Below are 16,033 nucleotides of genomic sequence, written 5' to 3' on the forward strand. Positions count from 1 at the left end.
GGCGCGATCATTGGATGCTTCCGAAGGTACCGCGCGGCAGGCGCCAGATGCCGTGGCGTTCCAGTTCGGTGCGCAACTGGGGGTGGGCGACGACCTCGTCCCAGTACAGGCTGACGGTGCGCAGCCGGTCGTCGATCAGCTCCAGGTACTGGTCGGAGGGGTCGTAGCAGGCCATCACCAGCCGGGTGGAGTCCACCCACCGGAAGCCGGCGGAGTGGTCGGGATGCCAGCGTCTAGGCAGCCCCCGATACACCCAGTTGAACTGGTGCGCCTGAATCTGGTGGGCGGTCAGCTTGATGGCATCGGGATGGTCGGCGTCGCGCCGATGTTGCGGCCCGTCATGGAGGAGGATGACGTCGCCTCCGGGCTCATCGATGTGCTTCCAGAGCAGGTAGCCGGCCTGCTCCGCCAGCGGCTCGGTCTGATCGCGCAGCGGCAGGTGCACCGAGGCGCGGATCTCCGCGAGAGCCCGCCGCACGCCGTTGGCGGTCGGCTGCACGTTGCCGGCCCGACCGCTGGTGCGTAGCCGCAGGGCGTCGTCGACCGCCGCGGAGGGGCCGTAGGCCGTCAGCGCCCACTCGATGAGCGGGTCGGGCACGGGCTGGGGGTGGGCGACGACGGCGTCGTGCACCGCCATCACCTCCCGGCCGCCCAGGCGGCCGTCGTTGGTGTTGAGCGCGAAGCAGCAGTAGAAGGCGTCCCGCAGGGTGATGAACTCGTAGCCGAGGCGGGCCTGCATATCCATCCGGTCCAGCATGCCGGCGATCAGGGACTGCATGACGAACCCGGCCACATAGGCGTCGGCGCCCGGGGTGGCGGTGGCGGAGAGCACCACGCCGTCGTCGGGCGGGCACAGCACCAGGGCCGGGCGCCGGTCGAGGTAGACGGGCGGGCGGACGGGAGGCGCCGCGGCGGGCGGGTCGGCCGTCCAACCGACGCCGACCAGGGCGGGATCGTTGGTGATGAACACGTGCCGGACTGCGCCGCGGCGCGGATCCAGGTGGGCGAGCAGCTCGCAGGACAGTAGTCGGCCCGCCTCGCCGTCGGGGCCGTGGATGGGCATATCCGCCAGGTTCATGGCGGAAACACCAGCGTGGGTGGCCAGGTCCCGGTCCCAGGCGTTGATCTGGCGGGGGAGTAGCGGCGCATTGGCGGGCAGATCGGGGCGAGTGAAGAGCTCTCCCAGATGCGCCCAGGCGCCGAGCACGGCGGCGCGGCGGCCGCGGATGCGCAGTCCCAGCATGGAGGGCTCCAGTTCGACGGCGACCTCGGGCACCGAGACCTCGCCGACGCCGACCTCGATCGGGCGCTGCAACTCGGCGCGCAGCGCGCCGCACAGGCGGGCGGCGGCATCCAGGCGGGCGGGCGGCTCGTCCACCAGGCCGTAGTCGAAGTAGGCGGCCAGCAGCAGCTGCTCAGGGTCGGGATCGGCGAGTACCAGCCAGTCGTGGCCGGCGGCGCTGGTCCAGGAGCCGACGTCGCCGAGGTCCGGGGGCGGGGTGGAGGGCGCGGTGGAAGCGCTCGCGGGGCTGATGCCGTATCCGCCGTCGCTCATGGGGGTCCTTCCTGCGCCGCGGCCGGGAACCGCGCACACCCGCAGGCTACCGGGGTGAGCCGGCGCCGCCATGGGTAGCGGTGCCCACGGGCGACTCGCCCGCCCCGGCGGGGAACGGCGAGGCTCCCCCGGGACGGATCGCCGCGAGCCCGCTAGGCTGGGGGCGTGAAGATCTTGCTGCTGGGGTCCGGCGCGCGCGAGCACGCCCTGGCCCGCGCCCTCGCTTCCGACCCCGCCACCACCGAACTCGTCGTCGCCCCCGGCAACCCCGGCACGGCCGACATCGCCACCAACATCAAGATCGACCCCACCGCCCCGGAGGAGGTGGTGGACCTGGCCACCCAGATGGTCGCCGATCTGGTCGTCGTCGGCCCGGAGGCGCCACTGGTCGCCGGGGTCGCCGACGCCGTCCGCGAGGCCGGCATCCCCGTCTTCGGCCCCGGCGCCGAGGCCGCCCAGCTGGAGGGATCGAAGTCCTTCGCCAAGCGGGTCATGGCGTCGGCCGGCGTGCCCACCGCCGACTCCGTCACCTGCACCACCGAGGCCGAACTGGACACCGCCCTGCGCAACTACGATGCGCCCTACGTCGTCAAGGATGACGGCCTTGCCGCCGGCAAGGGCGTGGTGGTCACCTCCGACCTCGAGGCCGCCCTCGCCCACGGGCGCGCCTGCCTGGCCAAGGAGGGCGGGGCCGTCGTCGTCGAGGATTATCTCAACGGTCCGGAGGTCTCCCTGTTCTGCGTCTGTGACGGCGCCACCGTCCGCCCACTCGCCCCCGCCCAGGACTTCAAGCGGCTGGGCGACGGCGACGTCGGCCCCAACACCGGCGGCATGGGCGCCTACACGCCGCTGACCTGGGCCCCCGATGACCTGACCGAGCAGGTGGTGCGCGAGGTCGCCCAGCCGGTGATGGACGAAATGGCCCGCCGCGGCACCGCCTTCATCGGCCTGCTCTACTGCGGCCTGGCCCTGACCGATAGGGGCCTGCGCGTGGTCGAGTTCAATGTGCGCTTCGGCGACCCCGAGACCCAGGCCGTCCTGGCCCGCCTCGACTCCTCCCTGGCCGAGCTGCTGCTGGCCGCCGCCACCGGCCGCCTGGCCGAGGTTCCCGCCCCGCGCTGGTCGGAGCAGGCCGCCGTCGACGTCGTCCTGGCCGCCCCCGGCTACCCCGGCACCGTCACCACCGGCGGCCTGATCACCGGCATCCCCGACGCCGAGGCCCTCGACGGCGTCCACGTCCTGCACGCCGGCACCGCCCGCGACGACGACGGCAACCTGATCGCCTCCGGCGGGCGGGTGCTGTCCGTGGTCGCCCTGGGGGAGACGGTCGCCGACGCCCGCGCCCGCGCCTACGAGGCCATCGGCAAGATCCACCTCGACGGCGCCCAGTACCGCACCGACATCGCCGCCGGCCGCTGAGCCGATCGGTTCTTCCGCCTGCACGTCCAGTCGCTGCGGCGGTCAGCGGCGCGTCTGCGCGTCGGACCTGCGCGGGGGGAGCGTGTGTGCACTCCGCGGCATCATGTGCGCAGTGGCGGTGTCGCGTGTGCAGCGGGGCCGGATGACGCACCCGAGGGAGGGGCACCCGCGGCGTGCGGGTGTCATGGATTGCACCACTTTACCCGTTTGTCTGATGCCCGTGACTGACTATGGTCGCGGAATTGCGCGGTTCTTGTGAAGCCTGGGCGGCGCTGACCGGCGAAAGTGGTGCATTCTGTGCCAGGTGCGGCGCAGCCAGGACCGTCACCCGCCGACGTTGCGCGGCAGGAGGGGCGGGTCTCGTAGCGTGTCGTCCAGATCCGCCGAACGCATGAGTTCCCCTTACGCACACGAGTCTTGGAGCTTTGCCGGTGTTTAGCGCGTTTATTACTCCGAATCTCGTGTGTCTGGCGACAATGCACGCGTATGTACCTAGTGCGCGTGCGTGACACGGTCACAGGTGATGGCTTGCGCTCCGCGCCTCGCCCGTCACCGCCCGCGGTGGCAGGATGGGGGCATGAGCGAGCTCAGCACCCCTGACGCCCCCTCCACGTCCGCTGCGGGCGGGCCCCCGCCGGCCCCCGACCTGCCCGGCTGGAAGCACGTCTCCTCCGGCAAGGTGCGCGACGTCTACGCCCCCGCCGAGGTTGGCCCCTGGGCCGGGCAGGACGTGCTGTTGCTGGTCGCCTCCGACCGCATCAGCGCCTATGACCACATCCTGTCCACTCCGGTTCCGGACAAGGGCAAGGTACTCACCGCCCTGTCCGTGTGGTGGTTCGAGCAGCTCGCCGACATCGTCCCCGGCCACGTGGTCAGCCTGGACGTGCCGGCCGCGGTCGCCGGTCGCGCCATGATTTGCCGGCGCCTGAAGATGTACCCGGTCGAATGCGTCGCCCGCGGCTACCTCACCGGCTCCGGCTTGGTCGAGTACCGCGAGTCCGGCACCGTATGCGGCCTGCCCCTGCCCGCGGGCCTGACCGAGGCGTCGCGCCTGCCAGAGCCGATCTTCACTCCCGCCGCCAAGGCCGAACTCGGCGAGCACGACGAGAACGTCTCCTTCGAGCGGGTGGTGGAGATGGTCGGCCGCGAGGCGGCCGAGGCGCTGCGCGAGACCACCCTCGCCCTGTACTCCCGCGCCGCTGATATCGCCCGTGACCGCGGCATCATCCTGGCCGACACCAAGTTCGAATTCGGCCAGGACCCCGCCACCGGCGCCCTGATCCTGGGCGACGAGGTTCTCACGCCCGACTCCTCCCGCTTCTGGCCCGCCGATGCCTGGACGCCCGGCCGCCCCACCCCCTCCTTCGACAAGCAGTACGTGCGTGACTGGCTCACCTCGCCCGCATCCGGCTGGGACCGCGGCTCCAATGTCGCCCCGCCCGCCCTGCCCGACGACGTCGTGCAGCGCACGCGGCAGCGGTACCTGGAGGCCTACGAGCGCCTTACCGGCAGCCCCCTGGAGCTGGCATGAGTGCTCCCCAGGCGACGCCGGACCCCACGGCCGTGCGCACGACCCGCAGCTTCCAGCCGGGGCCCGGCTTCGTGATTGCGCTGGTTGCCGTCGGCGCGGTGCTGCTGCTGGCGCTCGTGGCCGCCGCCGCCAGCGCCTTCGGTGCACCCGGTCTGTCCGCCATCCTCGGTGGCGTGGCGCTGGTGATCGTCGGGGTGGGGCTGCTGTTGCTGCTGCGCGTACCGGCGCGAAGCGTCGTCGTCAACGCGCCCCGGCTGCGGCTGGAGCGCAACCGGGCGCGGATGGCGCGGCGGCGGCGCGGGACGCAGCAAGCCGCCGCGACGGGGTACCCGGAAGAACCGGCCCCGCTGACGGTGCCCGGCACCGACCTGATCATTCCCGACTCCGGTGGGCGACGGGAGCTGACCACGCTCGACGTCGTGAGCGGGCCGCTGACCACCGCGCTCGCCACCACCGCCGCGGGGCGGAAGGCCGATGAGCTGCTGGCCGGAACCACCATCGGCGAGACGCTGATCCGGGTCCTGCAGTTGCTCGCCGGAACGCTCGGCTTCCTGCTGCTCGCCCTCGGACTCGCCTCGATCCTCGGGCAGGTGATCGTGTGACGCCGCCACGCGACCGCCGCCGGGAGGATGAGCGCGGTCCCGTCGACTGGGGCACGGGGGAGCGCGCCAGGGCCTACGCCGCCCAGGGCGGCGGCACCCGGGCCCGCGCCTATGCGGCGGCGGACACGGATACCGAGCCCGACGTTGACTGGGGTGCTCCCGCCTCTCCCGGAGGCGCACAGCGTCGCCGCAGCGACGCCGGCACCGACTGGGGCGTCGGGCGCGGGCCCGCTTCCGCCGCCGCGCCCGGTCGCAGCCCCTGGCCGCAGGCGGTGCGCCGCCAGCGCCTGGCCGGCATCGTGTTCGCCATGGTCGGGTTGGCGCTGGCCACCTGGTCGGCCATGCACCTCGCCGCCAATGCGGAGGCCGGCCACCCGTGGCTGCCGCCCTGGCTGGTGATCGTGCTCGGCGGGGCCGGGCTGGTCTCCGCCGCCGGCTACCTGGCCTGGGCCGGCGGCACCGCCGTGCGCCACGAGGCCGACCGGTGGGAACCCACCGTCGTCGATGCGGCGGCGGGCCTGACCACGGGCGTCGTCGACGCCGCCGACCCTCACCACCTGCTGGCCGGCGCGGGCCTCGGCGGGCCCGCACTGCCACCGGGGCAGCGCAATGTCGGTGTCGGCGGCTCCGGGGTGAGGGTGGACTCCGGCCCCAAACCGGTTATGGGCACCTCCACCATGGACCAGTCCGTGCACGCCCCGGCGGGCGTGGCCGGCGCGGTCGGCGGCTTCATGCTCGCCGCCGCGGTGGTGTGCGCGATCCTCGCGCTGGTGCTGGGCAGCGAATGGCTGTTGGGCACGCTGGCTCTTGCTATCGGTGGCATCCTCGCCGTCCGCCTGGCTGGAGACTGGCTCGGCGCGATCTGACCGCGAGATGCGCGAGATCGGCGGCAGTTTCGCGCCGAGGTCGGCGGTAGTTACGCGCCGAGGTCGGTAGAAGTTACGTGCCGAGGTCGGTCGATATGGCGGCCTAAGCGATTCACACGGACGCGGCCGGGTAGGCTGGGCCTGGACTCGCTCCCGCCCGACCGCATCCAGGAGGACCGATGGGACGCATCGTCGTCGAGGTCATGCCCAAGCCCGAGATCCTTGACCCGCAGGGCAAGGCCGTCATGGGCAACCTACCCCGCCTAGGATTCGACCAGTTCACCGGCGTGCGCCAGGGCCGCCGCTTCGAGCTCACGGTTGACGGTCCCGTCACCGACGCCCACCTGGCCGCCGCCGCCGAGGCCGCCGAGAAGCTTCTGTCCAACCCGATCATCGAGGACGTCGTCTCCGTAACCGCCGACCCGGCCGACGGCGCGGACGCCGCGTCGAACCCTGAGGAGGCCTGAGTGACCCGCATCGGCGTCATCACCTTCCCCGGCACGCTCGACGACGTCGACGCCGCCCGCGCGGTCCGGCTCGCCGGCGCCGAGCCCGTCTCCCTGTGGCACAAGGACGCCGACATCCACGGCGTGGACGCCGTGGTGGTCCCGGGCGGCTTCTCCTACGGCGACTACCTGCGCTGCGGCGCCATCGCCCGCTTCGCCCCCGTCATGGACGAGGTCATCGCGGCCGCCGGGCGGGGCATGCCGGTGCTCGGCATCTGCAACGGCTTCCAGATCCTCACCGAGGCCCACCTGCTGCCCGGTGCGCTGATCCGCAACGACCACCAGAAGTTCATCTGCCGCGAGCAGCGCCTGCGCGTGGAATCCACCACCACCGCCTGGACCAACCTGTTCGAGGAGGGGGAGGAGATCGTCGTCCCGCTGAAGAACGGTGAGGGCAACTTCATCGCCTCCCCCGATGAGCTGGACCGCCTCGAGGGCGAGGGGCTCGTCGTCTTCCGCTACCTGGACAACCCCAACGGCTCCGCGCGCGACATCGCCGGCGTGCGCAACCAGCGCGGCAACGTCGTCGGACTCATGCCGCACCCCGAGCACGCCGTCGAGCCCGGCTTCGGCCCGGACTCTCCGGCCGGCGCCCGGCAGGGCGTAGACGGCCTGCGCCTGTTCCAGTCCGCCATCAGCGCGCTGGTCGGCGCCTGAGTTCTAGTCGCTGGCCGGCGTCACGCCGGTTGCGCGTCAACTCCGCCGCCCGGCGGTCTACTCCGTGCGCCACCTTCGGGCCTACCCCCGACGGCCGGGTGGCGCGCCAGCAGCGTTTGGGGCCGTCATGCGGGTGCGCTGCAACTGCAGGCAACAGTAGGGACGATTGTCCCATTGCACTTAGTTAAGTAAGTGAGTTAAGTTGTGGCGGTCGGTAGAGACCGTGACCGATCCAGCGGCGACGTACTTCCCCGGCCGCGTCGAGAGGTCCTCGCCAACGATGGCGAATACGGAAAGTAGGCACGCAATGCAGCTGCGCAACACCCCCACCACCCGCCGCTCCTTCCTGGCCTCGACGGCGGCGGTCGCCGCCGTCGGCACCCTCGCCGCCTGCGGGGGCGGCTCGGGCTCGAACTCCTCCGGCGGAGGGGCGGGCGGCTCGGGCGGCACCCTGACCATCTTCAACGGCGCCACCGGCACCGTCACCGCCAACTTCAACCCCCAGAGCCCCACGGCACTACAGCCCACCCGCGGCGTGATCTACGAGCCCCTGTTCTTCTACAACCTCGTCACCGGCGAGGAACCCCAGCCGATGCTGGGCACGGAGTACAGCTGGAACGACGACGGCACGGTCCTAACGGTCAAGACCCGCGAGGGCGTCACCTGGTCCGACGGCGAACCCTTCACCGCCAACGACGTGGCCTTCACCTTCAACCTCATCCAGAAGACGCCGGCACTGAACACCTCCGGACTGGCGGCGACGGCCGAGGCCCCCGATGACACCACCGTCGTGCTCACCTTCCAGCAGACGTCCTTCACCTCGGAGGCGGACACCCTGGGCAACCAGGCGATCCTCCCCGAGCACCTGTGGAAGGACGTCGCCGAGCCCGACACCTACACCAACGAGCAGCCCGTCGGCACAGGCCCCTTCGTGCTGGACAGCGTCTCCTCTCAGTCCTACTCCCTGGTCGCCAACGAGAACTACTGGAACGGCAAGCCGAAGGTCGAAGAGATTCGCTACATCTCCCTGGAGAACGCCGACTCGGCCTCCGCCTCGCTGGTCGCCGGCGAGGTCGACTGGATGAGCGCGTTCCTGCCGAGCATCGACGACATCATCGCCTCCAACCCCGACCTCACCTACGTCAACACCCCGACGCTGACCAGCTGCATCTACGCCTCCTGCAACCCCGACCTCGGCTCCACCGGCCCGCAGACCGATAAGGCGGTGCGGCAGGCGATCTACTACGCGATGGACCGCAGCCAACTCAACCAGCTGGCCGGCGGCGGGCTCGCCGGCGAGGCCTCCCCGTCCTACCTGGTTCCCGGGCGCGACGACGACTGGATCGCCGACCAGGACAACCTGGTCGTGCCGCAGAGCCCCGACGTCGACAAGGCCAAGCAGATCCTCGAAGACGCCGGCTGGACCGAGGGGTCCGACGGGGTCCGCGTCAAGGACGGCGAGCGCCTGGCACTGAACATCCAGACCGTGACCGGCTGGTCGGACTTCATCTCCATCAACGACACCCTGGTGCAGCAGCTCGCCGAGGTCGGCATCGAGCTGAGCACCTCCCAGGTGTCCTGGAACGAGTGGAACCAGAAGGAGGTCACGGGCGACTTCCAGCTCTCCCTGGACTCGCTCAACCTGGGCGCCTCCACCGACCCCTACTTCACCTACAACCGCATGCTGCACTCCGACAACACCGAGCAGGTGGGGGATTCCGCCACCGGCGGTAACTACAGCCGCTACGTGAACGAGAAGGTTGACGCGGCCATCCGTGCCGCCGGGCAGACCAACGACCCCGAGGAGAAGAAGGCGCAGTACGCGATCGTCCAGGAGCAGATCGCCGAGGACCTGCCCTACATCCCGATCTACGTCAACTCCATGCTCACCGAGTTCAACACCTCCCGCTACACGGGCTGGCCCACCGAGGACGACCTGTACGCGCTGCCCGCCTCCTGGGGCAGCTGGTCTACCGGCATCATCCTGCAGCGGCTGGAGCCCGCGTCCTGAGCCGCGGCGACGGCGGACCCGCCACAGGTGAGTCCGCCGTCACCGTATGCAGGCACCGACCACTCGGAACCCTAAGGACCCCAGGTTGCGTTTTCTCCTACGAAAGATCGGGTTTTACGCCATCGCCCTGTGGGCGGCCGTAACCCTCAACTTCCTCCTGCCCCGGCTGCTGCCGGGCAACCCCGTTGACATCATGGTCTCCCGCCTGGCCACGCATGGCCAGGTCAGCCCCGCCACGCGGCAGGCGATCGAGGCCCTGCTGGGCGCCGACACCGGTGCGAGCATGTGGGATCAGTACGTGCAGTACCTGGGCCAGCTGCTGCGCGGCGACCTCGGCGTATCCGTGGCCTACTTCCCGACCCCGGTAGGGCAGGTCATCGGCCAGACGCTCCCCTGGACGATCGGGCTCGTCGGGCTGGCGACCATCATCTCCTTCCTGCTCGGCATTGTGCTGGGTACGGCCGCCGGCTGGAAGCGCGGACACTTCTTGGACAACATCATCCCCGGGCTGACCATGCTGCAGTCCGTGCCCTACTTCTGGCTCGCGCTGATCCTGCTGTTCCTGTTCTCCTCCACCTGGCGGATCTTCCCGATCCACGGCGGCTACGACGTGTACGGCACCGTGGTCGGACTCAACTGGCCGTTCATCAAGTCGGTCGTCTACTACGGAATCCTGCCGGCGATCACCATCGTCATCTCCTCGGTCGGCGGCTGGACGCTGGGCATGCGCAACATGATGGTGTCCACCATGAGTGAGGACTACATCCTCACGGCGGAGGCCAAGGGCCTCACACCCCGCCGCATCCGCACCTGGTATGCGGCTCGCAACGCCGTCCTGCCATCCATCTCGGGCTTCGCCATCTCCCTGGGATTCGTGGTCGCCGGCTCGCTGGTCACCGAGCAGGTCTTCTCCTACCCCGGCATCGGCACCGCCCTGTACCAGGCAGTGAACAACAACGACTACGCCCTCATGCAGGGGATCTTCCTGGTGATCACCCTGTCCGTGCTGGGCGCCAACCTGATCGTCGACCTGCTGTACGGCGTCATCGACCCGCGCACGCGCGCCCGCGGCTGAAGGAGGCTCCACCATGTCCACGCAAACCTCTACCGCGGCTGGCAGCAGGCCCGCCCGCAGGAGCGGCAGCCGTTTCCGCCTCCGCGTCACCCCCAAGCTCGTCGTCGGCACCACGATCGTCGTGCTCACCATCCTGTTCGGGCTGATCGGACCGCTCGTGGTCGGCAACCCCTCGACCGTGCGCAACCTCGGCATGACGGCGCCTTCCGGCGAGTTCCCGCTGGGCACCACGCAGACCGGGCAGGACGTACTCGCTCAACTCACCTACGCCACCCGCGGGTCGCTACTGATCGGGCTGATCGTCGGCAGCCTCACGCTGCTGCTGTCCGCGTTCTTCGGAGTCGTGGGCGCCTTCATCGGCGGCATCGTGGATGACCTGTTCTCCCTGTTCACCAACATCATGCTGGTGATCCCCGGGCTCCCGCTGGTCATCATCATCTCCAGCTACGTGCCCAAGAAGAGCATCTGGCTGGTGGCCTTCATCCTCTCGCTGACCAGCTGGGCGGGGTCCGCGCGGGTACTGCGCGGCGTCACCCTATCGGTGCGCAATCGCGACTACGTGCTGGCGTCCCGCGTGAGCGGGGAGAAGACCTGGCGGATCCTGACCATAGAGATCCTGCCCAACCTGATCCCGCTGCTGGCCTCCCAGGTGGTCGGCGCGGTCATCGCCGGCATCCTCGGCGAGGCCGGGCTGTCCTTCCTCGGCCTGGGCGCTTCGGGCTCCTTCACCTGGGGCACGATGCTGTTCTACGCCCAGAACGGACTGGCACTCAGGCTCGGCGCCTGGTGGTGGTTCGTGCCGCCGGGCCTCATGCTCGCGCTCTTCGGCGCGGCACTATCGATGATCAACTACTCGATCGACGAGACCATCAACCCGAAGCTGCGGGCGGCCACGGACGCGAAGAAACGCCGTCGTGCACGCAAACGCTCCGAGTCCGCCCGCAACCGCACCCCCCAGAAGGTCGCCGCATGAGCCCCCGAACCACGATCGACGGCACCGTCCGGCCTGCCGGCCGCTCCCCCCGGCCCGCCGTCCTCGATATTGAACACATGTCGATCGACTACGACGTCGACCCACCCGTACACGCCGTCAAGGACGTGTCCCTGACCCTCCACCGCGGTGAGATTCTGGGCCTGGCGGGGGAGTCCGGCTGCGGAAAATCAACGCTCGCCTACGGCGTGGTACAACTGCTCAAGGACCCGGCCCGCCGCGTGAGCGGCTCCGCGGTCTTCCACTCCCGCGAGGGCTACGACATCGACCTGACCGCCCTGACGGGCGCCGACCTGCGGGCCGTGCGCTGGGACAAGATCGCCATGGTCTTCCAGGGGGCGATGAACTCCCTGAACCCGGTGCTCAAGGTCAAGACCCAGCTGGGCGACGTGCTGACCACCCACCGTCCGGAGATGAGCAAGCAGCAGCGGCTGGAGCGCAGCGGCGAACTCCTGGAGAGCGTGGGCGTGGACCGCAATCGCCTGGACGCCTACCCCCACGAGCTGTCCGGCGGCATGCGGCAGCGCGTCATGATCGCCATGGCGCTCGCCCTCGAGCCGCAGATCCTGATCATGGACGAGCCCACCACCGCGCTCGACGTCGTCGTCCAGCGGGAGATCCTCCAGGAGATCTCCCGGCTGCGGGAGGAGCTCGGCTTCGCGGTCATTTTCATCACCCACGACCTGCCGCTGTTGCTGGAGATCTCCGACCGCATCGCCGTCATGCGCGACGGGGTGGTCATCGAGCTCGACGACGCCATCGAGCTGTACACCCACCCCAAGGAGGAGTACACCAAGCAGCTGCTCAGCTCCTTCCCGTCGCTGACCGGCGAGCGAGGCGCGTTCGTCCGCACCCGCCGCACCCACGTTAAGGAGCAGTCATGACCGTCCTTGAAGCGCGGAACCTCGTCAAGGAGTACACACTCCGCAACGGGCTGCACACCTCCACCCTGCGCGCGGTGGATGACGTCTCATTCCGGCTGGTGCCGGGGAAGACCATTGCGCTGGTCGGACAGTCCGGCTCCGGCAAGTCCACCATCGCCAAGCTCCTGCTGCAGCTCGAGTCGCCCACCAGCGGCGAGATCCTGCTCGACGGCGAGCCCGTCAGCCGCCGCGGCCGGGGACTGGCACGCTACCGCAGCACCGTGCAGATGGTCTTCCAGGACCCCTTCGCCTCCCTGAACCCCTACCACACGATCGGCCACCACTTGGCGCGTCCGGTCCGGCTCCACAATCCGCACCTAGGCAAGGACGCGGTACGCGAGGGGGTGCTGGAGCTGCTGCGCCGCGTGCGGCTGGATCCGGCCGACGACTACGCCGATCGCAAGCCGCATGAGCTGTCCGGCGGCCAGCGCCAGCGCGTGGCCATAGCCCGTGCCCTGGCCCCCGACCCGGGCATCCTCATCGCCGATGAACCGGTGTCCATGCTGGACGTGTCGATCCGCCTGGGGGTGCTCAACCTGCTGGCCGAGCTGCAGCAGGACAACGACCTCGGCGTCCTGTACATCACTCACGACCTGGCCACCGCCCGCCACTTCTCCGACGAGATCATGGTGCTCTACCACGGTGACGTCGTAGAACGCGGGCCGGCAGACACGGTGATCCTCCACCCGAACCACGAGTACACCAAGCGGCTCCTGGCCGCCGCCCCCGACCCGGAGCGCCGCCTGGCCCAGCTGCGCCGTCAGCAGGGGGCGAACCAGTGACACCCCCGGCAAACCCGCAACCCCAGCGGTGGCTGTTCACCGGCGACTCGATCACCGAGTGGGGCCGCATCGATAAGCGCGACCCGCACGACCTGGGACACAACTACGTGCAGCTCCTGGCCGAGGAACACCTGGCCGGGCGCACGGTCCTGAACACCGGCATCGGTGGGGACCGCCTGGTGGACCTCGCGGAGCGTTGGCAGCGAGACGTTATCGATCTGGCCCCCGACGTGCTCAGCGTCTACATCGGCATCAACGACACCTGGCGACGCTATGACGAGGGCATCATCTCTCCCATTCCCGACTTCGAACGGCGGCTGCGGGAACTGCTCGCTCCATTCGCCGCCGCCGGCACGCCGCTGGTCCTGGTCTCCCCCTTCGTGCTGCCCTACACCGGGGAGGACCGCAGCTGGCAGGAGGACCTGAACCCGCGGGTGCGGGCGATCGCACGGATCGCCCAGGAGCTCGAGGCCGTGTACGTGCCGCTGCAAGAACCCATGACGGCGCTCGCGGCCCAAATCGGTGATGCCGCCGTCGCTGCCGACGGCGTCCACCCCACGCCCGCCGGCCACCGCGCCATTGCCGACGCCTGGTGGCAGGCCTGGCGGGCCGCCGGCATGGACGCCCCGGAATCATCCGCACACTGACCACTCAGGAAAGACCGCCCATGATCACCACGACCACGCTGAACTCCGGCTGGCGACTGAGCCATCTGGCTGGCGCCGTCCCGGAGGAGCCCCGGATCCCCGAGACGGTGCCGGCAACCGTCCCCGGCTGCGTACACACCGACCTGTTGGACGCCGGCCTTATCCCCGACCCGCTGGACGCCGACAACGAGGAGCGCCTGGCCTGGATGTGGCGCTGCGACTGGCGCTACGAACTGCGCTTCGAAGCCGCACCGGCCGCGCCCGGTGAGCATGTCGAGCTGGTATTCGAGGGCCTGGACACGATCGCCACGGTCACCCTCAACGGCGTCGAGCTGGGCCGCACCGACAACCAGTTCCGGCAGTACCGGTTCGACGTCGGCCACCTGCTGCAGGCCGGTGAGAACCGCCTGGTGGTCGACTTCACCTCCGCGCTCAACGTGGCCGAGGAGCGCGAGCGCCTCCACGGCGAGTACCCGTTCGTCAACGCCCACCCCTTCCCCATGGTCCGCAAGAGCGCCTGCTCCTTCGGCTGGGACTGGGGGCCGGTGACGATCACCGCCGGCATCTGGCAACCGGTGCGCCTGGAGCGCTGGTGCGGGACCCGGGTACGCGGCGTGCGCCTGGGGGTGGACCTGGAGGGGAGTGTGGGCGTCGCCCGGCTGGTCGCCGAAGTCGAGCGGGACCCGGACGCGCCGGCCGCGTCCCTGGCCTACGCCGTCGCGGGAACCACCGTGGAGGCAATGGCCGAAGCCCCCGGCATCAGCGAGGTCGTGCTCGAGGCGCGCGTGGCCGACGCCGACGTGTGGTGGCCGCGCGGCTATGGTGACCAGCCCCTGTACGAGTCGACGTTGCACCTGGACGGGGAACCCGTCTGGTCCCGTCGCGTCGGTTTCCGGCACATGGAGGTGGATCTGACGCCCGATGAGATCGGGACGCCGCTGCGGCTCAAGGTCAACGGAGAGCTGGTGCTGGCCAAGGGGGTCAACTGGATCCCCGACGACGTCTTCCCCACCCGCATCACCCGTGCCCGCTACCGGCGCGCCCTGGCGGACGCGGTGGAGGCTAACTGCAACACCGTGCGCGTGTGGGGCGGCGGCATCTACGAGTCCGAGGACTTCTACGACGCCGCCGATGAGTTCGGGCTGCTGGTGTGGCAGGACTTCATGTTCGCCTGCGCCGCCTACAGCGAGGATGCCTGGCTGAGGGACAACGTCATCGCCGAGGCCCGCCAGGCGGTGGCCCGGCTGGGTGGACGCGCGTGCCTGGCACTGTGGTGCGGCAGCAACGAGAACGAGACGGCCTTCCAGGACTGGGGCTGGAAGGAGCGCCTGCGGGGCCGCGCCTGGGGGCAGGGCTACTACCGGGAGATTCTCCCGGCGATCGTCGCCGAGCTGGATCCGAGCACTCCCTACATCCCCTCCAGCCCGTTCAGCCCTGATCCCGAGGCCGAGGCGAATAACCGCACCGACGGCGACACGCACGTGTGGGACGTGTGGAACGAGCTCGATTACCTGCACTACGCGGACCAGACGCCGCGCTTCGCCTCCGAGTTCGGCTTCGGCGGGCCCATGGCCTACTCCACCCTCACCGCCGCGGTGCACGATGAGCCGCTGGACGTGAGCGGCGCGCAACTGGCCGTGCACCAGAAGGCCGAGGACGGCTTCACCAAGCTGCGCCGCGGGCTGGAGGCCCACTTCCCCGAGCCGGTCGACTTCCGCCACTGGCACTGGGCCACTCAGCTCAACCAGGCGCGCGCCCTCGACTTCGGAGTGCGCCACTTCCGCTCGCTCCAGCCGCACTGCACGGGATCGCTGATCTGGCAGCTCAACGACTGCTGGCCGGTCATCTCCTGGGCCGTGGTCGACTCCGCCGGGGTGCGCAAGCCCGCCTGGTACGCGTTGCGCCACGCCCAGCAGGACCGCATGCTGTGCCTGGAGCCCGCCGAGGGCGGCCGGGTCCGGCTGGCGGCGGTCAACGACCTGGCCGAGCCTTGGGTCGCGCACGTCAGGATTGGATACGGCACGCGCTACGGGTTGGAGGTCGCGTGGGAGGAACGCCGAATCGAGGTCGCGCCCCGCGCTGCCGCCGCGGTCGAGCTGGCCCTGCCGGAGGATCCGGATGGCTTCCTCATGGCCGAGGCCGACGACGCCCGCCGCGTCGTCTGGTTCGTGTCCACCGACCGCGAGGCCGGCCTGCCCGAATTCGACGCGGACGTGAAGGTGGCCCGGATTGCGGGCGGCTACCGGGTCGACGTGACTGCGCGAGTGCTGTTGCGGGACGTGGCGGTAACCGCCGATGCCGAACGGCCCGGCGCCGTCGTCGACGACATGCTCACCACCCTGCTGCCCGGCGAGCAGGCCTCATTCACTGTCCTGACCGACGGCGAACCGACAGACCCGCAGGTGCTGGCCACCTGGCCGGTGCTGCGCAGCGCCAATCATTTGGCCGGCTGACCGCGACGGCGATCG

Annotated in this window: 14 protein-coding genes; 13 read left to right on the forward strand and 1 reads right to left on the reverse strand. The window is 70.3% G+C overall.

The genetic code is table 11. The features are described from left to right. Window positions 1-7: 7 nt before the first annotated feature. The gene (locus tag BN1056_RS12860) at window positions 8-1,555 is read right to left on the reverse strand and encodes a hypothetical protein (RefSeq protein WP_210581799.1); all 1,548 of its coding nucleotides are present in this window, start codon (window positions 1,553-1,555) and stop codon (window positions 8-10) included. A 165-nt stretch (window positions 1,556-1,720) separates the two neighbouring features. Here BN1056_RS12860 and purD point away from each other — a divergent pair, with 165 nt between their 5' ends. The 13 genes from purD (at window position 1,721) to BN1056_RS12925 (ending at window position 16,018) form a co-directional block, all read left to right on the forward strand. After that, complete coding sequence (gene purD / locus BN1056_RS12865) at window positions 1,721-2,974, forward strand: phosphoribosylamine--glycine ligase (RefSeq protein ID WP_210581801.1); 1,254 nt, start codon at window positions 1,721-1,723, stop codon at window positions 2,972-2,974. A 577-nt stretch (window positions 2,975-3,551) separates the two neighbouring features. Continuing rightward, entirely contained in the window at window positions 3,552-4,505 is a 954-nt protein-coding gene (locus BN1056_RS12870; RefSeq protein ID WP_210581803.1) for a phosphoribosylaminoimidazolesuccinocarboxamide synthase, read from the forward strand. Then, complete coding sequence (locus BN1056_RS12875) at window positions 4,502-5,107, forward strand: hypothetical protein (protein WP_073331199.1); 606 nt, start codon at window positions 4,502-4,504, stop codon at window positions 5,105-5,107. Before BN1056_RS12870 ends, BN1056_RS12875 begins: the two co-directional genes overlap by 4 nt. Beyond that, on the forward strand, window positions 5,104-5,973 hold the full coding sequence (locus BN1056_RS14860; RefSeq protein WP_244671712.1) for a PsbA protein: 870 nt from the start codon (window positions 5,104-5,106) through the stop codon (window positions 5,971-5,973). The genes BN1056_RS12875 and BN1056_RS14860 overlap by 4 nt, the downstream gene beginning before the upstream one ends. 179 nt (window positions 5,974-6,152) lie before the next feature. Beyond that, window positions 6,153-6,440, forward strand: coding sequence for a phosphoribosylformylglycinamidine synthase subunit PurS (gene purS, locus BN1056_RS12885; protein ID WP_111819559.1), 288 nt, complete (start codon window positions 6,153-6,155; stop codon window positions 6,438-6,440). Further along, complete coding sequence (gene purQ / locus BN1056_RS12890) at window positions 6,441-7,136, forward strand: phosphoribosylformylglycinamidine synthase subunit PurQ (protein ID WP_210581805.1); 696 nt, start codon at window positions 6,441-6,443, stop codon at window positions 7,134-7,136. It begins immediately after the preceding gene. A gap of 307 nt (window positions 7,137-7,443) precedes the next feature. Next, window positions 7,444-9,147 (forward strand): ABC transporter substrate-binding protein, encoded by a 1,704-nt coding sequence (locus tag BN1056_RS12895; protein ID WP_210581807.1) that lies wholly within the window; start codon window positions 7,444-7,446, stop codon window positions 9,145-9,147. 85 nt (window positions 9,148-9,232) lie between these two features. Further along, window positions 9,233-10,222 (forward strand): ABC transporter permease, encoded by a 990-nt coding sequence (locus BN1056_RS12900; RefSeq protein WP_210581809.1) that lies wholly within the window; start codon window positions 9,233-9,235, stop codon window positions 10,220-10,222. A 13-nt stretch (window positions 10,223-10,235) separates the two neighbouring features. After that, window positions 10,236-11,195, forward strand: a complete 960-nt coding sequence (locus BN1056_RS12905; RefSeq protein WP_210581812.1) for an ABC transporter permease — start codon at window positions 10,236-10,238, stop codon at window positions 11,193-11,195. Next, complete coding sequence (locus BN1056_RS12910; protein ID WP_111819557.1) at window positions 11,192-12,097, forward strand: ABC transporter ATP-binding protein; 906 nt, start codon at window positions 11,192-11,194, stop codon at window positions 12,095-12,097. Before BN1056_RS12905 ends, BN1056_RS12910 begins: the two co-directional genes overlap by 4 nt. After that, window positions 12,094-12,918: an ABC transporter ATP-binding protein gene (locus tag BN1056_RS12915; RefSeq protein ID WP_210581814.1), complete on the forward strand. Its 825-nt coding sequence runs from the start codon at window positions 12,094-12,096 to the stop codon at window positions 12,916-12,918. Before BN1056_RS12910 ends, BN1056_RS12915 begins: the two co-directional genes overlap by 4 nt. Beyond that, window positions 12,915-13,565: an SGNH/GDSL hydrolase family protein gene (locus tag BN1056_RS12920; RefSeq protein WP_210581816.1), complete on the forward strand. Its 651-nt coding sequence runs from the start codon at window positions 12,915-12,917 to the stop codon at window positions 13,563-13,565. Before BN1056_RS12915 ends, BN1056_RS12920 begins: the two co-directional genes overlap by 4 nt. Before the next feature lie 20 nt (window positions 13,566-13,585). Beyond that, window positions 13,586-16,018, forward strand: coding sequence for a glycoside hydrolase family 2 protein (locus tag BN1056_RS12925; RefSeq protein WP_210581818.1), 2,433 nt, complete (start codon window positions 13,586-13,588; stop codon window positions 16,016-16,018). Window positions 16,019-16,033 lie beyond the last annotated feature (15 nt).

The organism is Actinomyces succiniciruminis (assembly GCF_900002405.1).
Taxonomy (GTDB): Bacteria; Actinomycetota; Actinomycetes; order Actinomycetales; family Actinomycetaceae; genus Actinomyces; species Actinomyces succiniciruminis.